This is a genomic window from Polyangium sorediatum (genome assembly GCF_029946465.1).
GTDB lineage: Bacteria > Myxococcota_A > Polyangia > Polyangiales > Polyangiaceae > Polyangium > Polyangium fumosum.
On record NZ_JARZHI010000033.1, the window covers coordinates 90,444 to 110,139 of the forward strand.

Below are 19,696 nucleotides of genomic sequence, written 5' to 3' on the forward strand. Positions count from 1 at the left end.
TCGCCTCCCTTCGATATCGAAGGCGGCGAGCCCGTGATCGATGTCGCCTCCCTCCGACATCGAAGGCGGCGCCCCCGTGATCGCAGTCGCCTCCCTCCGATATCAAAGGCAGCGAGCCCGTGATCGAGGTTCCCCAACCTCGTTCACGGGCTCGAGTGTGGGCGGCGCGGTCGGGCCGCTCAGGGCCGACCGGCGCCCCCCATCGCGATCAAGGCGCCTGACAGAACTTGTTGATGCTGTCGACGAGGGGGTCTTCTTGTTTGACGGCCTTGTCGAGGGCGGCCTGGGCCGAGTTGATCTTGGCGAGATCCTTCGCCTCGGCGGCGGCGGCCATGTCGCGGGCGGCCTTGGCCACGTCCTTCGCCATCGTCTGGTACTCGGTGGAGTACTTCTTCAGGTCGGGGATCGTGAGCTCCACCTTGGCGGCGTCAGCGGCGACCTTGTCCATCGCGTCGGCCATGCTCTTGAGCTCGTTCGCCCCCGTGGGATCGGTGCCGCCCTTCGGGGTCTTGTTGAGGCTCTCGACGCCCTTGTTGATCACCTCGATGAGCTGGTTGCACTCGCCGACTTTCTTCTGGCCGCAGGCCGTGGCGCCCACGAGCAAAGCAGCGCCCACGATCGCGGCCGAGAACAGGGATTGATGACGCATCTTCGACTGTCTCCTGTGGAGGGATTGGCGTTCGGTGGCCGCTTTCTTCGAAGAGGCCAGAAACTTCGGGGTCACGAGCGTATCCGCCAGTTGCCGTGGAAGGTACGTCCCACGTCGTCGGCCGTCGGGTCGGTCACGATGATCTCGGGGCGACCGTTCTCCGCGTAGACGATCGTATTTTGCCGGTAGACACGGCCAAATGCGATGGCCTCGTCGCGCTCCATGCCGTAGACGAGCCACGCAGGCTCGCGCCATACGCCTTCGGGCTCCGCCTCGGAGCCGACGCAGGGCTCGACGCGGTAACAGCCGAGGATGAGCAGATCCCGGAGCACGTGGTGACGCTGCTCGTTCACCTTGCGGGGCAGGAGCATCGAACGCGGGTTGTAGGCCGTGAGCACGGCGAAACGCCGGTTCAGGAGCTCGGGCAACGCCGAGTGATCCTGGACGATCTCGCCGTCGAGCGAGGCGCGCAGCGGCGCCCCGTGCGGGCCGGGGAACTCGTAGATGGTCGCGAGGTACGAACGGAGGAGCGCTTGGTCCATCGAGAGGTCAGACCGCTCCTACCAGAGTGGCGGCCCGCCCGCTACCAGGCTCGGCGCGTGACGGCGCACGTGGCCGCATCCCCGTGAGCCCGCCCGCGCGTCTTTCCCTTCCTGGCCGCCTGCGCTAAGCCCCTCCCCCGGGATGATCGAAGTGGAGCGCCTCTCCAAGTCGTACGGCGCCTTTCGCGCCGTGTCGGATGTGTCGTTTCACGTCGAGCGCGGCGAGGTCGTCGGGTTCCTCGGGCCGAATGGCGCCGGCAAGAGCACGACGTTGCGCATGCTCGCTGGCTTCCTCGGGCCGAGCGCGGGGCGGATTCGCATCGGGGGGCACGACATCGCCGAGGAGCCGCTGCTCGCGCGCGAGAAGCTCGGGTACATGCCCGAGACATCGCCGCTCTATCCGGAGATGCGGGTGCGCGAGTATCTCGCCTTCCGCGCCGAGGTGAAGCGCGTGCCCCGCGGCGCGCGGGGGAAGGCGGTCGAGCGGGCCGCGGAGGAGGCGCGGGTCGACGATGTCGCGGATGTGCTCGTGCGGCACCTGTCGAAGGGGTACCGGCAGCGCGTCGGGCTCGCGGATGCGCTGCTCGGGGATCCGCCGGTGCTGATCCTCGACGAGCCCACGGCGGGGCTCGATCCGAACCAGATCCGCGAGGTGCGCGAGCTCGTGAAGCGGCGCGGGAAGGACCACGCGATCCTGATCTCGACGCACATCCTGTCGGAGGTCGAGGCGACGTGCTCGCGCGCGCTCGTGGTCGCGCGGGGCAAGCTCGTGGCGTCGGGGACCATCGAGGAGCTGCGCGAGATGCGGCGCGCCTCGGGGCTCCGGATCGTCGTGCGCGGGGAGGCCAAGCGCGCGCTCGGGGTCGTTCGTGCGCTCCCGGAGGTCGCGGGGGCCGAGGAGGATGCGGGGCACGCGCCGGCGGCGGATGCGACGGCGCTCCTCGTCGAGTACCGGCGCGCCGAGGGTGGGGCCGAGGCGGCCGAGCGGATCGTCGCGGCGCTCGTCGGCGCGGGGCTCGGGGTGCGCGAGGTCGTGCCCCGCGCGGCGACGCTCGAGCAGGTCTTCTCCGAGCTCACGCGCGGCGACGAGGAAGCGGCCGAGGTGCAGGTGTGAGGGGGTTTTGGCCGATCTTCAAGCGGGAGCTCTTCGCGCTCTTCGTCACGCCGCTCGCCTGGGTGGTGATCACGTCGTTCCTGCTGCTCCAGGGCCTGCACTTCTTCCTGATCGTCGTGAACTTCGCGGCGGCGCCAGCGGAGTCGCTCGGCGACAGCGGGCCGGTGCAGGCCTTCTTCGGCCAGACGATGCTGCTCTACGTGCCGCTCCTGCTCGTCTGCCCGCTGCTCACGATGCGGCTCTTCGCCGAGGAGCGGCGAAGCGGCACGATCGAGACGCTGCTCACGGCGCCCGTGGGCACCGTGGGGGTCGTGCTGGCGAAGTACGCGGCCGCGGTGGCGACGTACGTGGTGATGTGGGCGCCGACGGTCCTCTACATCGTGATCCTCGCGCGGACCGGGGACGTCGACTGGCGGGTCGTGGGGACGAGTTACCTCTCGGTCTTCGCGATCGGCGCGGGGTACCTCGCGCTCGGCGTCATGACGAGCGCGCTCACGCAGAGCCAGCTCACGGCCGCGGTGCTCTCGGCGCTGGCGATCTCGGGGCTGTTTTTCTTCGGCTTCGCGGAGTTCATCGTGCCCGACGGTCCGGCGCACGATCTCGCGACCCACGTCTCCGTTTGGACACAAATGAATGACGCGTCCCGCGGGCTGCTCGACTCGCGGCGGCTGCTCTTCGACGCGACCGTCGTGCTCCTGCCGCTCTTCGTCACGGTGCGCGCCGTCGAGGCGTGGAGGTGGGGATGAGCGAGGAGCGCAAGCCGAAGAAGGGCAAGAAGGCGCCGCGGTCCGAAGCTCCGAAGCCGAAGGACGTGAAGCCTCGGGCCCCCAAGGCGCCCGAGCCTCCGCGCGAAGCCACGCCCGAAGCTCCGGCCGGGACGAGCGCGGGGACCAAGCTCGGCGCGCTCGTCGGGCTCGTGGCGGCGATGGTGCTCGCGGTGCTCGTGAACGTGGTCGCGGCGCGGCACTACCGGCGCTTCGATTTCACGAAGGGCGGGCTCTACACGCTGAGCCCGGCGACCGTGCAGACGCTCCACGCGCTCGGCGAGCCGATCCGCATCGACGTGCTCTTGCCGTCGGGGGATCCGCTCGCGCTCTCGATCCGGCACCTGCTCGAAGCGTACCGGAGCGAGACGTCGCGCCTCGAAGTGCACTTCACCGATCCGGATCGCCACGCGGCCGAGTTCGTCGCGGTGCAGCGCAAGTACGACGAGCGCGTCGTCGACGGTCGGGTCGTGACGGACGCGGCGATCGTCATCACGCGGGGCGACCGCGTGCAGTTCATCACGCCGCGGGATCTCGTCGAGGTCGAGGACGAGAACGACGTGCGCGCGCGGCCTCGCCTGGAGCAGGCCCTCACCGCGGCGATTCGCGCCGTCGTGTCCACGGATCGGGCGAAGATCTGCTTCACGACGGGGCACGACGAGAAGTCGATCGAGACGGGCGGCAGTGGCCTCGCGCCGCTCCGCGAGCGGCTCGAGAAGAACGGTCACGAGGTCGCGACCGTCGATGCCCGCGAGAAGGCCGACGACAAGGACAAGGCGCGCGCGCCGTACGCCGGTTGTCGTGTCGTCGTGGTCGCCGGGCCGGGACAGCGTTTCTCCGAGGCGGACACGAAGAAACTCGAAGGGTTCGTCGAGCAAGGCGGCAACGTCCTCGTCGCCGTCGGGCCCGTGCCGGACGAGGGGGACCAGAAGTACCTCGATCTCGGCCTCGATCCCTTGCTCGATCGCTTCGGGATCACGCTCGCGCGGGACTTCGTGTTCGAGACCGATCCCCGCCTGCGCGCCGTGCGCGGCTACGGCGAGACGTTCCTGCCGATCGCCAAGCCGCATCCGATCACCGAGGGCCTGATCCGCGCCGAGCAGCAAGGCCTCGGCGCGGTCATGACCGTGGCGAGCTCGCTCCAGAAGACGGGCAAGGGCGCCGCGGCGGTCTCGCCGCTCCTGGAGACGAGCGAGGACGCCTTCGGCATGATCGACTTCTTCACGTGGGCGAAAAACCCCTCGGATCCCGCGCCGAACGACGCGGATCACAAGGGCCCGCTCACGGTCTCGTTCGCCGCGGAGATGCCCAAACGTCCGGGCGCCGAGCGCGGCGCGCGGTTCGTGGCCCTCGGATCCGCGAGCCCGATGATGGGCGAGAACTGGCAGAGCGACGAGCTGCGCGGCACGGCGATCTTCGTCGAGAGCGCGATCGCCTGGCTCGCCTCGGCGCCCACGCCGCTCGACATCCCGAACAAGCCCGCCTTCACCGCGGGCCTGCGCATGAGCGAGGACTCGCTCGCCTCGGTCTTCCGCTACGTCGTGGTGTTCATCCCGCTCGCGTCCGTGCTCACCGGGCTCGCCGTGCACCTCCGAAGGCGCGCGACGGAGCGGCGCGGGACACGCAAGGAGAAGGAGCGAGCGTCCGAATGAGCTTCGCGAAGATCGCGAAGAAACACGCGACCACGCTCATCCTCAGCGCCCTCGCGATCGGCGCGGGCGCCTACGTGTTCGTCGTGGATCGTGGCTCGGTCACGACCGAGGAGGCCACGCAACGAAAGAAAAACGTCCTCGTCGCGTGGAGGCCCGACGAGATCACCGAGGTCGTGATCGAGCAGGGCGCGTCGTCCGCGAAGCTCACGCGCACGCCGCCCGACGCACTCGGACAACGCTTCTGGGAGGTCACGATCGGGGGCGAGCGTTTCCCCGCGGAGGCGCAGATCGTCGATCAGCTCCTCGGCACGCTGGAGTTCGCCACGCACGAGCGGGTGATCGCGCCGGACAGCGTGGATCGCGCGGCGAGTGGCCTCGATGCGCCGCGCGCGCGCCTCGTCGTGACCACGCCGGGGCGCACCACGACGCTCGCGATCGGAGGGCCCGCGCAGGCCCCGGCCGGCGCCGCGATCGTCGAGGTCCACGAGGGCGATCGCGCCTCGTTCCAGGTGATCACGAAGGAGCTCGTCACGGCCCTCGTGATCGATCCGAGCTCGCTCCGATCCCGGGATCTCCTCCCCTACCCCACGCCCGACGTCACGCGCTTCCAGATCGAAGGCCCGAGCGGCATGTTCGCGCTCGCGCGCCCCACGGACGGCGGCGACGCGCTCCTGCTCGACGTCCCCGCGAAGGACGCAGGTCGCCGCGCCTCCCGCGCCGCCACGGACGAGTTCGAAAGCACGTTCTCCCGCATGCGGGCCGAGGCCTTCCTCTCGGACGAAGCTGCGCGCCGCGCGTCCACACCTACCGCGACGCTCACGCTGACCCCCAAGGACACGACGAAGCCCAAGGGAATCCTCGTCCTCGGCGGAGCGTGTCCCGACAAGCCGGACCTCGTCGTCGCGCTGCAGACGGCCCCCACGCGCGCCGCAGCCTGCGTGCCTGCGAGCTTCCTCGACGCGCTCTCCAAGCCCGAGGGCACGTTCGTGGATCGCAACGCGTTCTTCGCGACGATCGACGAGATCCACGAGGTCACGCTCACCGCGGGCGATCGCCGCATCGAGCTCGCGCGCAAGGGCACGGGCTTTCACGAGCGCGCCCCCGAGGATCGCGACATCGAGGGCGACACCGGCCGCCTCTTCCTCGAATCCCTCCTCGCCCTCCGCGCGAAGGACTTTCTTGCGCTCGGCGATCGCGCCTCGCTCGGCCTCGATCCGCCCCAAGGCAAGGTCCGTCTCGTCTCGGTCTTGCCCTCGCGAAACCCCGACGGCGGCGACGACGATCGGATCGAAGAGCTGCTGATCGGCAAACCCCAGGGCGACATCGTCCCCGTCCTGCGCGTCTCCGACAGCGCCCTCCTCGTGATCCCCGCCGATCGAGCGCGCGTGCTCTTCCCGAGCAAGATCACCCTGCGCAGCCCCACCGTGATCGACGCCCCGCAGACGAGCCTGCGCGCGATGCGCATCACCGAAGGGGATCGCGTGCAGCAGCTCGAACGCACGGCCGAGGGAAGCTTTGCGCTCAAAGAACCACGCGGCAAAAACCTCACGGCCGATCTCGGCTTCGGCGCGGAGCTCGCCGCGTCCCTGCTCCCCTTGCGCGTCGAGCGCTTCGTCGCCGAGCGCGACGACGGCTCCTTTGGCCTCGCGAACCCGCGTTTGATCATCGAGCTCGACCTCGCCGCAGCCAACGACGCGGGCGCGCACACCGTGCGCCTGCTCCTCGGCGCCCCGACGACCGGCGGCTCCTTCGCGCGCCTCGACGGCGACGACGCCGTCTTCGTGATCGATCCGAAGATCGAAGCCGCGGCCGGAAAATGGCTGCTCGACCGATCGATCTTCACCCTCGACGTGGCCGAGATCCAGAAGGTCACCCTCACCCCTTCGGATCGGCGCAAGCCGCCCCTCGTCCTCGATCGCGTGGGAGACGCGCTGCGCATCCAGGGCGACGAGACCGCGACCGCGAAGGCCGCCGCGATCCGCGACGCCCTCGCCGACCTCATCCCCGAAGGCGCCGTCCGTATCGGGCCGCCTCGCAAAGAAGAGGGCCTCGATCCGCCCGCCGTCGTGATCAACATCGAGCGCCGCGGCCTCGATCCCGACGCGCCGCCCGCCGTCGATCCCCAGCGCACCCTGCGGATCTCCCTCGGCGCCGGCGACGCGTTCCGCGGGACGAACGTCACCTACGCCCGCCGGGACGGGGTCGACGCGACCTACGCCATCGCGCAAGCCAAGACGCGCGTCTTGCTCGACGCCGCCCGCTGAGAACTCCCGCGACAGCGCGATCTTCCGAAGAAGACGGAAACTTCGAGGTGCGTCGCAGCCGATGGAGATAGTCCGGAGCACTGTTCGGACGCCCGGCCCGCCGCGCCTCGCGAGAAATTGCGGCCTTCCCGCGCGGGCCTGGATCCCCGCGAACAAGAAAGCGCAAGGGTGGACCCCTGCGGAAAAAAGAAGGTAGACTCCGTCAGCCCATGTCCACCGACCCGCGATCCACCCTGGCCGGCCTCGCTGCGCTTCAGGCTGAAACCCTCGGAAGCCCCGACGTCTGCGTTGCCGTCCTCGATGGCCCGGTCGATCTCGCGCACCCGGCCTTCCGCGGCGCGAACGTCACGGCCCTCGAGATGCCGGTGTCCAGCGACGAGGCGGCCGACCGCACGCACGGCACCCACGTCACGAGCCTCGTGTTCGGTCAGCCGAGCGGCCCCGCGCCGGGGATCGCGCCGAAGGCGAAGGGCATCGTCGTGCCCGTGCACAACTTCCGCCCCGAGACCAACGCGCCCGCCGGCAACCCGCCGGATCTCGCGAAGGGCATCCGCGACGCGATCGCCGCCGGCGCCCACGTCATCACGATGCACGGCGGCGCGCTCTCGCCGGACGCGGGCATGCTCGACGCGCTCGCGAAGGCGCTCGCCCGTGCTGCCGAGCGCAACGTGCTCGTCGTCGTGGCCGCCGAGGGCGACGGCAACGAGCACTTCCACGTGCCCACGGCCGCCTCCACGGTGCTCGCCGTCGCGGCCGAGGACGCCGAGGGCAAGCTGCTCGACTTCGGCATGTGGGGACCGACCTACCGCGACAGCGGCATCGTCGCGCCGGGCGAAGGCCTCATTGGCGCGGCGCCCGGCGGGGGAACCGTCGCGCAGAGCGGCGCGACCTTCGCCGCGGCCCTGGTCGCGGGCCTCGCAGCGCTCCTCCTCAGCGTCCAGATCACGCGCGGAAAGCAGCCCGATGCGCGCGCCGTCCGCTCCGCCCTGCTCCAGAGCGCGACGCCCCTCACGATGTCGCAAAGCGAGCGCGGCAAGGGCGTCCTCCGCGGCCGCCTCGACGTCGCCGCCGCCCTCAAGCTCATGTGACCTCCAAGGAATCGGCGCGCCGGCAAGGTTCGTCCCTCGCCGCGCTCTCCGATTTCCTCGCCGGACGAGCCGACGCCGCCTTTGCCCGCGATCGATGCGATCGCGCAAGCCCCGTGGGCAAGCTCGCCGCTTTGCGAGCCCCCTCCGCGCAAAAATGCTAGAGGGCGGGCGATGCTCGGTCCCCAGAGAATGGACGGCCTGCTCGTCATCGCTTCCGTACGCGCGGTCGATCCGAGCGCGAACCTCGACGCGATCGTGGACGTCGTCATCGAGGGAGGAACCATCACGCGCATCGGCGCGGGCGCCGCGACTTCGGACATCCTGACCTCCGAGCGCGCGCGTGTGCTCCGCGGCGAAGGGCTCTTGCTCGTCCCGGCCTTCGTGGATCTGCACGCCCACCTGCGCGAGCCGGGCCAGGAGTACAAGGAAGACATCGCGTCCGGCCTCGCCGCCGCGGCCGCGGGCGGCTTCGCGCACGTCTGCGTCATGCCGAACACGCGCCCCGTCAACGACACGCGCAGCATCACGGAGGCCATGATCGCGAAGGCGCGCTCGATCGAGGGCCCCACGCTGCACCCGATCGGCGCGATCACCATCGGCCAAAAGGGCGCCGAGCTCGTCGAGATGGCCGACCTCAAGGACGCGGGCGCCGTCGCCGTCTCCGACGACGGCCGCTGCGTCACGTCGAGCGCCGTCATGCGCCGCGCCCTCGAGTACGCCGCGAACTTCGACCTCCCCGTCATCCAGCACGCCGAGGATCACGCCCTCACCGAGGGCTCGCTCATGCACGAGGGCGCCATCTCCACGCGGCTCGGCCTGCGCGGCTGGCCTCGTGTCGCCGAGGACATCATCGTCGCGCGGGACGTGCTCCTCGCCGAGGTGACGGGCGCCAAGTACCACGTCGCCCACGTCTCCTCCCGCGGCGCCGTCCGTATCCTCCGCGAGGCCAAGGCCCGCGGCATCCGCGTCACCGCCGAGGTCACGCCGCACCACCTCACGCTCACGGACGCCTCGGTGATCGGCTACGACACGGCCTGCAAGGTGAACCCGCCGCTGCGCGAGCCCGAGGACGTCGCCGCGCTCTGCGAGGCCCTCGCCGACGGCACGATCGACGCAGTCGCCACCGACCACGCGCCGCACTCCTCCCTGGAGAAGGACTGCGAGTTCGCCGAGGCTTCGCCCGGCATGATCGGCCTCGAACTCGTGGTGCCGCTGCTGCTCGCCCGCGTGCGCGAGGGCGCGCTCCCGCTCGCGCGTTTGATCGACGCGCTCACCGCTGCGCCGGCCCGCATCGTGGGCCTCGCCGCGCCGACGCTCCGCGCGGGGGCCCTCGCCGAGCTTTGCCTTGTAAACGCCGACAAGCGCTGGACCGTGGATCCGGCGCGCCTCCGGTCGAAGAGCAAGAACACTCCTTTCCTCGGCAAAGCCGTCACGGGCTCGGTCGAGCTCACCATGGCTGCGGGCCGCGTCGTGCACGACGTCCTGGCCCAGGGAGAAGCACGATGAGCGGCGAGCGCGCGTATCTCTGCCTCGCGGATGGCACCACGTTCGAGGGCGTCGCCTGGGGCGCGCCCGGCATCGCCACCGGTGAGGTCGTCTTCACGACGGGCATGACCGGCTACCAAGAGGTCCTCACGGATCCCTCGTATTGCGGGCAAATCGTCACGATGACGGCCCCGCAGATCGGCAACACGGGCATCAACCGCGAGGATGACGAGAGCACCACCGGCGCGCCACACGTCGCGGGCTTCCTCGTGCGGGACCTCTCCCCCGTCGCCGCGAACTTCCGCGCGAACGAGACGCTCGACGCCTACCTCGCGCGGCACGGCATCGTGGCCCTCGCGGGCATCGACACGCGCCTGCTCACGCGCACGATCCGCGATCGTGGCTCGCAAAACGGCGCGATCGGCAAGGCCTCCCCCGACGAGCTCATCCGCCGCGCCCGCGAAGCCCCCTCGATGGAAGGCCTCGACCTCGCGCAACGCGTCACGCCCAAGGAGCCCTACGTCTGGGCCGAGGGCTCGGGCGCCTTCGGCACCAAGGTCCCCGGCGCGCACGGCGCGAACAAACACGTCGTCTGCATGGACCTCGGCATCAAGCGCAACATCCTGCGCTCGCTCGTCGACGTCGGTTGCCGCGTCACCGTCGTGCCTGCGAAGACGAGCGCGGCCGAGATCCTCGACCTCGCGCCCGACGGCATCTTCGTCTCGAACGGCCCCGGGGATCCGGCGGCCGTCTCCTACGCGATCGACACCGTGCGCGGGCTCGTCGGGAAAAAGCCGCTCTTCGGGATCTGCCTGGGCCACCAGATCCTCGCGCTCGCCATGGGTGGTCGCACGTACAAGCTCAAGTTCGGCCACCGCGGCATCAACCAGCCGGTCAAGGACCTCGACACCGGCCGCATCGAGATCACCACGCAAAACCACGGCTTCGCCGTCGACCTCGCCTCCCTCGAAGGCAAGGCGCGCACCACGCACGTGCACCTCAACGACGGCACGAGCGAAGGCCTCGAGCTCCCCGGCCTCTCGGCCTTCTCGGTCCAGTACCACCCCGAGGCCGCCGCCGGCCCCCACGACGCCCTCTACCTCTTCCAGCGCTTCGTCAGCCGCATGGAGGAAGCCACCCGCTCCGCCTGAGCCTCGCGCCCTTCGACTCCGAGCCGCAGAGAGCTTCGGGCTGTCGGGGCGGGAGGAGGGAGGGCACTAGCACCCCGGGCCCGACGGAAAAACATCGGGCCCCCGACGCTCTCTGCGGCTCTGTCGTGTCAAGCTCCGACCCCTCAGGATTGTTCCCCATGTCCGGCAAGAAGATTCATTTCGTCTCCCTCGGCTGCCCCAAGAACCGCGTCGACTCCGAGGTCATGCTCGGCGTCGCGCGGCGCGCCGGCTACGACCACGTCCCCGCCCCCGAGGACGCCGAGGTGATCGTCGTGAACACCTGCGGCTTCATCGGCGAGGCCAAGAAGGAGTCGATCGACGCGATCTTCGAGATGGCGAAGCTCAAGGACGACGGGCACCTGCAGAAGCTCGTCGTCGCCGGCTGCCTCTCGCAGCGCCACCCCACCGAGATCGCCGACGAGATGCCCGAGGTCGATCACATCCTCGGATCGAGCGACATGCTCAAGCTCGAGCAGGTCCTCACGGGCAAGGCCGAGCGCATGCTCGTCGGCAACCCCGCCGATTGGGTCATCCGCGCCTCGGATCCGCGCACGATCTCCACGCCCGGCGGCAGCGCCTACGTGAAGATCGCCGAGGGCTGCAACCGCACCTGCTCCTTCTGCGTCATCCCGCAGCTCCGCGGAGGCCAGCGATCACGCCCCGTCGCGGACGTCGTCGCCGAGGTCGAGCAGCTCGTCGCCGCGGGCGTGCGCGAGGTGAACCTCGTCTCGCAAGACACCATCGCCTACGGCCGCGATTTGCCTGCCGACGCGCGCTCCACGCTCGCCGAGCTCGTGCGCCGCGTCGCGGACGTCCCGGGCCTGCACTGGGCGCGCCTCTTCTACCTCTACCCCGAGACGATCACCGACGAGCTCGTCGAGCTCATCGCGCAGCACCCGCGCGTCGTCCCCTACATCGACATGCCGCTCCAGCACGCGGCCGACGGCATGCTCCGCCGCATGCGCCGCGGCCACGGCGGCGAGCGCCTCCGCAAGCTCGTCACGCGCCTGCGCAGCGACATCCCCGACCTCACCTTCCGCACGGCCTTCATCGTCGGCCACCCCGGCGAGACCGACGAGGAGTTCAAGGACCTCGTCGACTTCGTCACCTGGGCCGAGTTCGATCGGGTCGGCGTCTTCCGTTACTCCGACGAAGAGTCCTCGCGCAGCGCCGACATGCCCGACAAGGTGACGGCGCGCGTCGCATCGAACCGCTACCGCAAGCTCATGTCGCTCCAGCGGCGCATCGCCCACAAGAAGAACAGCGCGCTCATCGGCCGTGAGCTCGAGGTCCTCGTCGAGGGCACGAGCGACGAGCACGAGTTCGTCCAGATGGGCCGCCATCGTGGCCAGGCGCCCGACATCGACGGCCAGGTCTACCTCTCGGGCGGCGAGGCGCGTCCCGGCGAGATCCGCCGCGTGCGCATCACGCAGGCGAGCGATTACGACCTCGTCGGCGAGCTGCTCGACGAAGGCGCCGAGGACCACGCGCCCACCCTCACCGTCGATCTGCCGAAGAAACGTATCAGCCTGCGCGTGCTGCAAACCGACGGGCGCACGATGGCAACGTAGTTGTCGCGGCCCTCCACGAGACGGTGCGCCTCGACCCGTTTTTCCTGGAGATCCCTCGAGGATCGACGGGGCACGTGTCGTGCACGGGGCGCCCGCGTGATGGGTCGCCGCTCCTTGCTCCGGTTCCTCGCAGCCGCCCTCCTCGCGGCGCTCCCGGGTTGCCTGAGCCCGACCCTCCCCCTCCCTCCGCCCGAGCCGCCCGATTCGATCTCGCCCCAGGCCGCGACGCCTGGCCTCTGGATCGTCTCCGGCGCGTGCCTCGAAGGCGCGATCGTCATCGTCTTCAACGAGCGCACCGGCGCGGGCGCCGTCGTCGAGGATCGCGACCGTGACGGCCGCTACGAGGTCCAGATCGAGGCCGAGCTCTGCGACCTCGCCTGGGTCGCGCAGGATCTCGGCGAGGACGAGAGCGCGCGTACGACCTTCGTCGTGCAGGACCGCACGCCGTCGGGCCTGGTCGATCCGTCCGCCTGCAAGTGACGGCGCCCTGACCGTGGCGCGGCGCGTCTGATCACGACGCGCGGAGGCCGGAGGCTGGGCCACGCGGGTTCTTGGCGGAGCACACCTGCGAGAAGCTGCGCGTCCGCGCGAGCTGCGTGATAATTTCAGCAGGATGGCCTCCATGCCGCTCAGCGTTCCGCCGACCCCGACGAAGATCCTCGTCATCGATGACGAGCCTGCGCTCCGGCAGGTCCTCGAGATCGCCTTTCGGCGGCAAGGGATCGAGGTCGTGGCTGCGCCGGGCGTGCGCGCCGCGATGGAGGCCTTGCAGCAGAACCCGCAGCCCTTCCCGCTCGTGATCACGGACCTCGTGATGCCGGATGGATCGGGCATCGAGGTCCTCACGGCGGCGAAGCAGCGGTCGGCGGCGACGGAGGTCATCGTGATGACCGCGCATTCGAGCGTGGAGAACGCGCTCGATGCGATGAAGAAGGGCGCGTACGACTTCGTGGGCAAGCCCTTCTCGCCGGCCGAGGTCATCGCGCTCGCGCAGAAGGCCCTCGAAAAGAGCAGCATCCTCCTCGAAAACCAGCGCCTCCGCGCGCAGATCTCGCGCCTCGAACCCGCGGAGAACGACATCTTCGCGAGCCCTGCGATGGGGCGCGTCGCCGAAATCGTCGGCAAGATCGCGCCCACGCGCACCACGGTGCTCATCACGGGCGAGAGCGGCACGGGCAAGGAGCGCGTCGCGCGGGCGCTGCACGAGCGCAGCGATCGTGCGGGGAAACCTTTCCTCGTGGTCAATTGTGGCGCCTTGCCCGAGGCGCTCATGGAGAGCGAGCTCTTCGGCCATGAGAAGGGCGCGTTCACGGGCGCGGGGACACGCGCGCTTGGCCTCTTCCGCGAGGCGGACGGCGGCACGGTCCTGCTCGACGAGGTCGGCGAGCTGCCGGCCTCGCTCCAGGTCAAGCTCCTCCGCGTCCTCCAGGAGCGCAAGGTGCGGCCTGTCGGCGCGGCGGCCGAGATCCCGGTCGACGTGCGCGTCCTCGCCGCGACGAACCGCGACGTCGAGTCCGACGTCCGCGAGAACAAGTTCCGGCAGGACCTTTATTATCGACTCAACGTCATTCGGATCGAGCTGCCGCCTTTGCGGGATCGCCCGGGCGACGTGGCGCGGCTCGCCGAGCGGTTCGTGCGTCGTTTCGCGAACGAGCTCGGCAAGGACGTCCGGGGACTGACGACCGACGCATTACGCGCGCTCGACGCGTACAAGTTCCCGGGCAACGTGCGCGAGCTCGAAAACATGATGGAGCGCGCGGTGGCGCTCGCGTCGGGGCCTGCGATCGGGCTCGGTGATTTGCCTGCGCAGGTGAGCGGCCTCTCGGCGAGCCCTGCGCCTTTTCTTTCGGAGCTCCCGCCGGAGGGGTGTGTCCTCGAAGACGTGCTCGGCGAGGTCGAGCGGCGCCTCATTCTTCAAGCCCTCGAGCGGAGCGGCGGCGTGCGCAAGGCTGCGGCCAAATTGCTCGGCGTCACGTTTCGCTCGTTGCGTTACCGCCTCGCGAAGCATGGGCTCGACACGGACACGGCCGACGACGACGACGACGCAGACGGCTCGATCGTGCCTGCCCAGCCGACGGCGGGGGGGCGACGAGAATCGTCACCCCGCGAGGCCCGCCGGTGACAATTTTGGTCACCGCGCGACGCGAACGGTAGACGCCCCGAGCGCCAAGGAGCCGCCGCAATGAACGAAAACACCGGAGAAAGCCGCAGATTCGAGGTGGATCGTTCGGTTCTCCGGGAGGGCCGGGGGGCGCGGATCGCGGGTGGCACGGGCCATGCTTTAACGATGGTCACGATGCAGTTCGGTGAACGACCCAGGAGCTACGCAAAGCGCCGTGGGTTCACGCTCGCCGAGCTGATGATCGTGGTGGCGATGATCGGCGTGCTCGCGGCGCTCGCGATGGTCGGGTATCGCCGATACATTCGAGGCGCGGCGGCGTCGGAGGTCAAGGCGGTCGTCTCCGGGATTCGTATCGCGGAGGAGGCCTACAAGGCCGAGACGTTTCAGTACCTCGGGTGTACTGAGGGCTTCACGCAGTGGTATCCGGACAAGCCGAATGACAAGAAGCGCAACTGGGACAATGGTCAGACGGGGAATCCGATCCACGACTGCTTCATGCAGCTCAACGTGACGACCGACGGCCCGGTGCGCTTCGGTTATGCGGTGGTCGCGGGGATCGCGCCTCAGACCGGAGTCACCAATGTGGCGTATTGCCAAGGCTGGGCGACGGCGCACGCGACCGTGAATGGTCCGTGGTTCGTCGTGCAAGCTGCGGGAAACCAGGATAACGACAACGACTTCTCGCTCTTCGCGTCATCCTCGCTCACGGGCGAGCTCTGCATCGATCCGGCGAACGGCGACGACGAGTGACGAAGCATCGATAGAACGTCGGCGATTCGATTACGTGTACAAATCCCAGGATCCGACGAGCATGTTTTGACTCGTCGAGATGGGATCGATAGATTCGGGGCGGGGTTTGCCGTCCGAGAACATTTCGTCTGTCAGAGGAGGAGGTCCGTCATGCGTGCATTCAAGCGTTACGACAAGCGTGGTTTTACCCTCGTCGAGCTCATGATCGTCGTCGCCATCATCGGCGTCCTCGCGGCGCTCGCGATCTTCGGCGTGAACCGGTACCTGAAGAGCGCCAAGACGAGCGAAGCGAAGAACTCGGTCGGCCGCATCGCCCGCGCCGCCGCGGAATCGTACGAGCGCGAAAACACGACGTCGCAGATCCTGGCCGTCGGCACGGAGTCGACCGTCCCGACGCACTCGATCTGCGGGTCGGCGACCTCGCCCGTGCCGCTCGGCGCGAGCCCCCCGGCCGCCAAAAAGTACCAGCCGAACAACAGCGGCACGACCGATTTCGCCGGTGGCGACTCGACGAACGGCTGGAAGTGCCTGCGCTTCGAGATCAGCGACCCGATCTACTACCAGTACTCGTTCACCAAGGGCAGCGCGCCCGTCGGCGCGACCGCGACGCCCGCCGGCCCCGCCGTCAACGGCACCGAGAGCTTCGAGGCCGCAGCGAAGGGTGATCTCGACGGCGACGGCAGCGAGTTCGGCATCTTCACGCTGACCGGCCAGGTCGACAACACCACGAAGCAGCTCGTCCGCGCGACGCAGGTCTTCATCTCGAACGAGTACGAGTGATCCCAACCTGAAGCGCGCCTCGGGCGCGCGGAACGGACCTCGCCTCCGAAACCCGGGCCGCCCATCGGTCCGGGTTTCGCTTTTTATCGAGCATCCTCGCGCAGACGGCAGGTTTTCCCGGCCGCAGCGCCTCGCGCATCTCGGGTGGAAAACGCCGCGGCGGCGCGCTAGAAGGGGGGCATGTCGCGATGGAGCGCGCTCGAGCTCAGCGTGGCCTTTGCGATCGGAGGCAGCGTCCTCGCGGTGGCGGTGCCCGCGTTCATCCGCAACCTGCACGCCTCCAAGCTGAGCGAGCCCCTCGACAACCTCGATCGGCTCGTCACACACGCCGTCGCCTACGCAGAGAACAAGCCGCAAGAGATCAGCTTCCCGCCGGCCGCGCCACTCACGCCAGCCGACGTCCCGCGCGGCGTGCGCGTGACCGATCCTCCCGAGATCTGGGAGCACCTCACGTGGCGCTCGCTCGATTTCCGCATCGAGGAGCCCCACGCGTTCTCGTTCCAGTTCGAGAGCGAGCTCGATCCCGTCACGCGCGTGATGCGATTCGTGGCAACAGCACACGGAGATCTCGACGGAGACGGCAAGCTCTCGACGTTCCAGGTGCGCGGCGAGCGCGCGCCGGGACAACCCCCGCGCGTCCTGCCCGGCATGTTCGTGGATCGCGAGGTGGAGTGATGCCAGCCCGCAGCGACCTGGTCCGGACCGCGATCGTGGTGGGCATCTCGGCGCTGTGCATCGGCGCGGTGCAAGGGCGCGTCGCAGAGCAACACGCACGCGTGAAAGAGACGAGCGACGTGCATCTCCTGCCGCCGCCGAAGGAGGTCGTCACCCTCTCGTTCGGCTATCGCGCAGCACTCGCAGACGTGCTGTGGGCCCACGTGCTCGTCTCGCAGGGGCTGCACACGTTCGAGCGCCGGCGCTTCGAGAACGTCGCGGATCTCATCGACACGATCAACGAGCTCGATCCAGAGTTCCGTGATCCGTACCTGATGTCGGACGCGCTGATCACGATCCAGTTCGGAGAATCGCAACGCGCAGACGTCGTTCGAACACGCGCGATCCTCGAGCGCGGGACACGCAACCGGCCGCTCGATCCCGAAATCTGGAGGACCGCGGGTCAGTTCATCGCGTTCATCGCGCCCGGCACGTACCTGACGGATCCCGAAGAGCGCGCAGCATGGAAGGCCGACGGCGCGCGCATGCTCGCACGCGCAGCGGAGCTCGGCGGCGACGCAGGGCAGATGGGGTGGGCCGCCGTCGCAGGCGCAGGAATCCTCTCACGGCAAGGAGAGCGCGACGCAGCCATCCGTTTGATCCAGCGCACACTCGCCGTGACCGACGACGAGGAGCTACGCGAGCGGCTCCAGCGAGAGCTCGCAAAGCACATCGGCGAGGCAAAACTCGACGCCTATCGACGACGCCAAACAGAGATGCTCGACCTCACGCGGAAGGACCTGCCATTCGTCAGCAAGTCGACGCTGTTCGTGCTCGGCCCGCCCTTCGACCCCGCCTACTGCGCCGGCGGCGCACACGCAGACGATCGGCGTTGCGCACTCACGTGGAAAGCGTGGGCAGCAACAGGTTCGGACGAGCCGCGCTGAGGGGGTGCCGTCGCGCCGGGGCGCTGCCCCGGACCCCGCGGGGGGCTGTCCGCCCCCTCGACCCCGGACCAGGCACGGCCTGGACCGGGGGTGGAAGAACTGCGCGATGCGCAGTTCTTCCAACGGGCCCGTGGCAAGACCGGCGACGGGCACGTTGCTGGTTGAACCAGCAGCGCTGTGGTCTTGGTGGGCAGGATCGTCGTGGGTCTTGACCCTGGCTGTTCGAGGAACTGCGCACCGCGCAGTTCCTCGACCTGGGTCCAGCGCCTCGCTGGTCCGGGTCCCGGGGCGGACAGCCCCGGGTGGGGCCTGGGGCAAAGCCCCAGCGCGGCGCCTCAGCCGTAGAGCGGGTTCACTTGAACTTGACGGCGGCCGTCTTCGTCTCGCCGGCCTTCACGGTCACGCTCACCGTCTGCTTGCCCTTGTCGGGGTGGATGAACGTCACGGTGTGCGTACCAGCGGGCACGCTGACGCCGACCTTCGGCGTGCTGCCGAGCGGACGACCGTCGAGCACGACCTTCGAGACGGGGATCGAGTTGATGTTGAGCGTGCCGTTGCCCGTGGCAGGCGGCGGCGCCTTGTCGCCGCCCGTCGACGTCGACGCGGTCGAGGACGTGCCGCTCGACGTCGAGCCCGTCGAGCCCGTCGAGGCCGAGCCCGTCGTCGCGGAGCCCGTCTCCGACGCGGAGCCGCTCGCCGAGCCGCTCACCGAGCCGCTCGCCACGGCGTCGTTCGTCGGCGCCTTGCCCGGCTCGAACAGCTCGATGCGGATCGGCTTCTCGGCGAGGCCATCGTCGAAGGCGAGATCCTTCGTGAAGTCGTCGAGACCCTTCTTCGTCGCGACGAGCTTCCAGCCGGCCGTGGGATCCAGCTCGATCTTGACGGGCTGGTTCTTCCACTCCTTCTCGAGGATCTTCTTCTCTTCCTTCTTCGCGTTGACGAGCTTGACGGCTGCGCCTTCGGTCGCGAGCTCCAGGACGATCTGCCCGCGCAGCACCTTCAGCTTGATCGGGCCGATCTCCTTCAGCTTGCCGGCCTCGATGTCGACCGTCTGCTCCATCCGGTCGTAGCGGTCGCCGGCCTCGAACTTGAGCTTGTGCGAGCCGGCCGTGATGTCCTTCAGCTCGACCGGGAGCACGCCCTTCTCCGTCCCGTCGACCCACACCTTCGTGTTCGGCGTCGCGGCGAGGATCTTCAGGCCCGTCACGTTCGCGTTGGCCGTGGCCGACGACGACGACGCAGGCGCTGCGCCGCTGGTATCGAGTGTGACCATCACCGGCGTCTCTTTGCCGGCCTCGACGGTCGCCGTCACCTTCTCGTCCTTGCCCAGGTCCGAGACGATCACGCGCACCGTCTTTTCGCCGGGCCCGAGCTCGGCGACCACGCAGGGCGTCGTGTCGCACTTCTTCTGGCCGTCGACGAAGATCTCGGCCTTGCTGATCGATCCGCCCTTCGCCTGGATGTCGATCTTCAGCGAGCCCTTCTTGGGCAGGAGCATGAAGACCCCGAGTCCGATGACCGCGATGAGCGCGACCGCGCCGAAGATGATGCCGATCTTGCTGCCGCCGGACGAGGACGCGGGCTGCGCAGTCACGATCCCGGGCGGCAGATCGGGACGCGGGCGGATCGCCGTCGCTTCGGAGCGCGCCGTCATCGGCATCTGCGAGGGCGGCATCGAGGGCAGCGGCACCACGCCTGCGGAGGCGAGCGTCGTGGACACGCCGGGCGCCTGCGGCGGCGGCATCGCGGCGCCGGGCGGCAAGGTGCCGAGCGGCTGAACCGACATGGGCGGGGGCAGCGGCGCGGGGCGCGCGGCGCCACCGGAGCCGGAGACCAGGGCCGCGGCCGCGCTGCTCATGGGAGCCATGCCTGCTGCGGGACGCGGGCCCGTCGGGACCTCGGGGGCGCCTTTGCTCGCGTCGAAGACGTGGGTCGACTCTTCTTCGTCGTCCCAGTCCATATTGACGGCCTTGCCGCCGGGGCCCACCTTCGCGGGGGCTTCACCGGGGGGCGCGCCGGGGGGCGGGGGCAACGGCACCGGCGCGGCGGCAGCTCCGGGCGGCGGCGGAAGCGGCACGGCCGTGGCGGCGGCTCCGGGCGGCGGCGGAAGCGGTACCGACGTGGCGGCGGCTCCGGGCGGCG

Annotated in this window: 17 protein-coding genes; 14 read left to right on the forward strand and 3 right to left on the reverse strand. The window is 69.5% G+C overall.

Features of this window, described 5'->3' with window-relative positions:
* Positions 1 to 208 precede the first annotated feature (208 nt).
* Complete coding sequence (locus tag QHF89_RS29965) at positions 209 to 649, reverse strand: hypothetical protein (protein ID WP_136971113.1); 441 nt, start codon at positions 647 to 649, stop codon at positions 209 to 211.
* 71 nt (positions 650 to 720) lie between these two features.
* Complete coding sequence (locus QHF89_RS29970; protein WP_136933161.1) at positions 721 to 1,191, reverse strand: DUF3293 domain-containing protein; 471 nt, start codon at positions 1,189 to 1,191, stop codon at positions 721 to 723.
* Between the two features lie 142 nt (positions 1,192 to 1,333).
* Here QHF89_RS29970 and QHF89_RS29975 point away from each other — a divergent pair, with 142 nt between their 5' ends.
* From QHF89_RS29975 to QHF89_RS30040, 14 genes are all read left to right on the forward strand, one after another.
* On the forward strand, positions 1,334 to 2,305 hold the full coding sequence (locus QHF89_RS29975) for an ABC transporter ATP-binding protein (RefSeq protein WP_136971114.1): 972 nt from the start codon (positions 1,334 to 1,336) through the stop codon (positions 2,303 to 2,305).
* Positions 2,302 to 3,051 carry an ABC transporter permease gene (locus QHF89_RS29980; protein ID WP_136933163.1) on the forward strand — a complete coding sequence of 250 codons (750 nt, stop codon included), beginning with the start codon at positions 2,302 to 2,304 and terminating at the stop codon, positions 3,049 to 3,051. Before QHF89_RS29975 ends, QHF89_RS29980 begins: the two co-directional genes overlap by 4 nt.
* Positions 3,048 to 4,721, forward strand: a complete 1,674-nt coding sequence (locus QHF89_RS29985; RefSeq protein ID WP_136971115.1) for a GldG family protein — start codon at positions 3,048 to 3,050, stop codon at positions 4,719 to 4,721. Before QHF89_RS29980 ends, QHF89_RS29985 begins: the two co-directional genes overlap by 4 nt.
* Positions 4,718 to 6,985 (forward strand): DUF4340 domain-containing protein, encoded by a 2,268-nt coding sequence (locus QHF89_RS29990; RefSeq protein ID WP_136971116.1) that lies wholly within the window; start codon positions 4,718 to 4,720, stop codon positions 6,983 to 6,985. The genes QHF89_RS29985 and QHF89_RS29990 overlap by 4 nt, the downstream gene beginning before the upstream one ends.
* A gap of 209 nt (positions 6,986 to 7,194) precedes the next feature.
* Positions 7,195 to 8,073, forward strand: a complete 879-nt coding sequence (locus tag QHF89_RS29995; RefSeq protein WP_136971117.1) for a S8 family serine peptidase — start codon at positions 7,195 to 7,197, stop codon at positions 8,071 to 8,073.
* A 189-nt stretch (positions 8,074 to 8,262) separates the two neighbouring features.
* Positions 8,263 to 9,579, forward strand: coding sequence for a dihydroorotase (locus QHF89_RS30000; RefSeq protein ID WP_136971130.1), 1,317 nt, complete (start codon positions 8,263 to 8,265; stop codon positions 9,577 to 9,579).
* Positions 9,576 to 10,709: a glutamine-hydrolyzing carbamoyl-phosphate synthase small subunit gene (gene carA / locus QHF89_RS30005; protein WP_136971118.1), complete on the forward strand. Its 1,134-nt coding sequence runs from the start codon at positions 9,576 to 9,578 to the stop codon at positions 10,707 to 10,709. The genes QHF89_RS30000 and carA overlap by 4 nt, the downstream gene beginning before the upstream one ends.
* A gap of 158 nt (positions 10,710 to 10,867) precedes the next feature.
* Positions 10,868 to 12,301, forward strand: coding sequence for a 30S ribosomal protein S12 methylthiotransferase RimO (gene rimO, locus QHF89_RS30010; RefSeq protein ID WP_136971119.1), 1,434 nt, complete (start codon positions 10,868 to 10,870; stop codon positions 12,299 to 12,301).
* Between the two features lie 99 nt (positions 12,302 to 12,400).
* Positions 12,401 to 12,781, forward strand: a complete 381-nt coding sequence (locus QHF89_RS30015) for a hypothetical protein (protein ID WP_136971120.1) — start codon at positions 12,401 to 12,403, stop codon at positions 12,779 to 12,781.
* A gap of 133 nt (positions 12,782 to 12,914) precedes the next feature.
* Positions 12,915 to 14,423: a sigma 54-interacting transcriptional regulator gene (locus QHF89_RS30020; protein WP_136971121.1), complete on the forward strand. Its 1,509-nt coding sequence runs from the start codon at positions 12,915 to 12,917 to the stop codon at positions 14,421 to 14,423.
* A gap of 174 nt (positions 14,424 to 14,597) precedes the next feature.
* Positions 14,598 to 15,173 carry a type IV pilin protein gene (locus QHF89_RS30025; RefSeq protein WP_136971122.1) on the forward strand — a complete coding sequence of 192 codons (576 nt, stop codon included), beginning with the start codon at positions 14,598 to 14,600 and terminating at the stop codon, positions 15,171 to 15,173.
* 150 nt (positions 15,174 to 15,323) lie between these two features.
* Positions 15,324 to 15,953, forward strand: coding sequence for a type IV pilin protein (locus tag QHF89_RS30030; RefSeq protein ID WP_136971123.1), 630 nt, complete (start codon positions 15,324 to 15,326; stop codon positions 15,951 to 15,953).
* A 180-nt stretch (positions 15,954 to 16,133) separates the two neighbouring features.
* On the forward strand, positions 16,134 to 16,628 hold the full coding sequence (locus QHF89_RS30035) for a hypothetical protein (protein WP_136933173.1): 495 nt from the start codon (positions 16,134 to 16,136) through the stop codon (positions 16,626 to 16,628).
* A complete protein-coding gene (locus tag QHF89_RS30040) occupies positions 16,628 to 17,554 on the forward strand; it encodes a hypothetical protein (RefSeq protein ID WP_136971124.1) in 927 nt (308 codons plus the stop codon). Before QHF89_RS30035 ends, QHF89_RS30040 begins: the two co-directional genes overlap by 1 nt.
* Before the next feature lie 352 nt (positions 17,555 to 17,906).
* Here QHF89_RS30040 and QHF89_RS30045 read toward each other — a convergent pair.
* Positions 17,907 to 19,696: PEGA domain-containing protein (locus QHF89_RS30045; RefSeq protein WP_284721104.1), on the reverse strand; the 1,790-nt coding region annotated here is incomplete at its 5' end.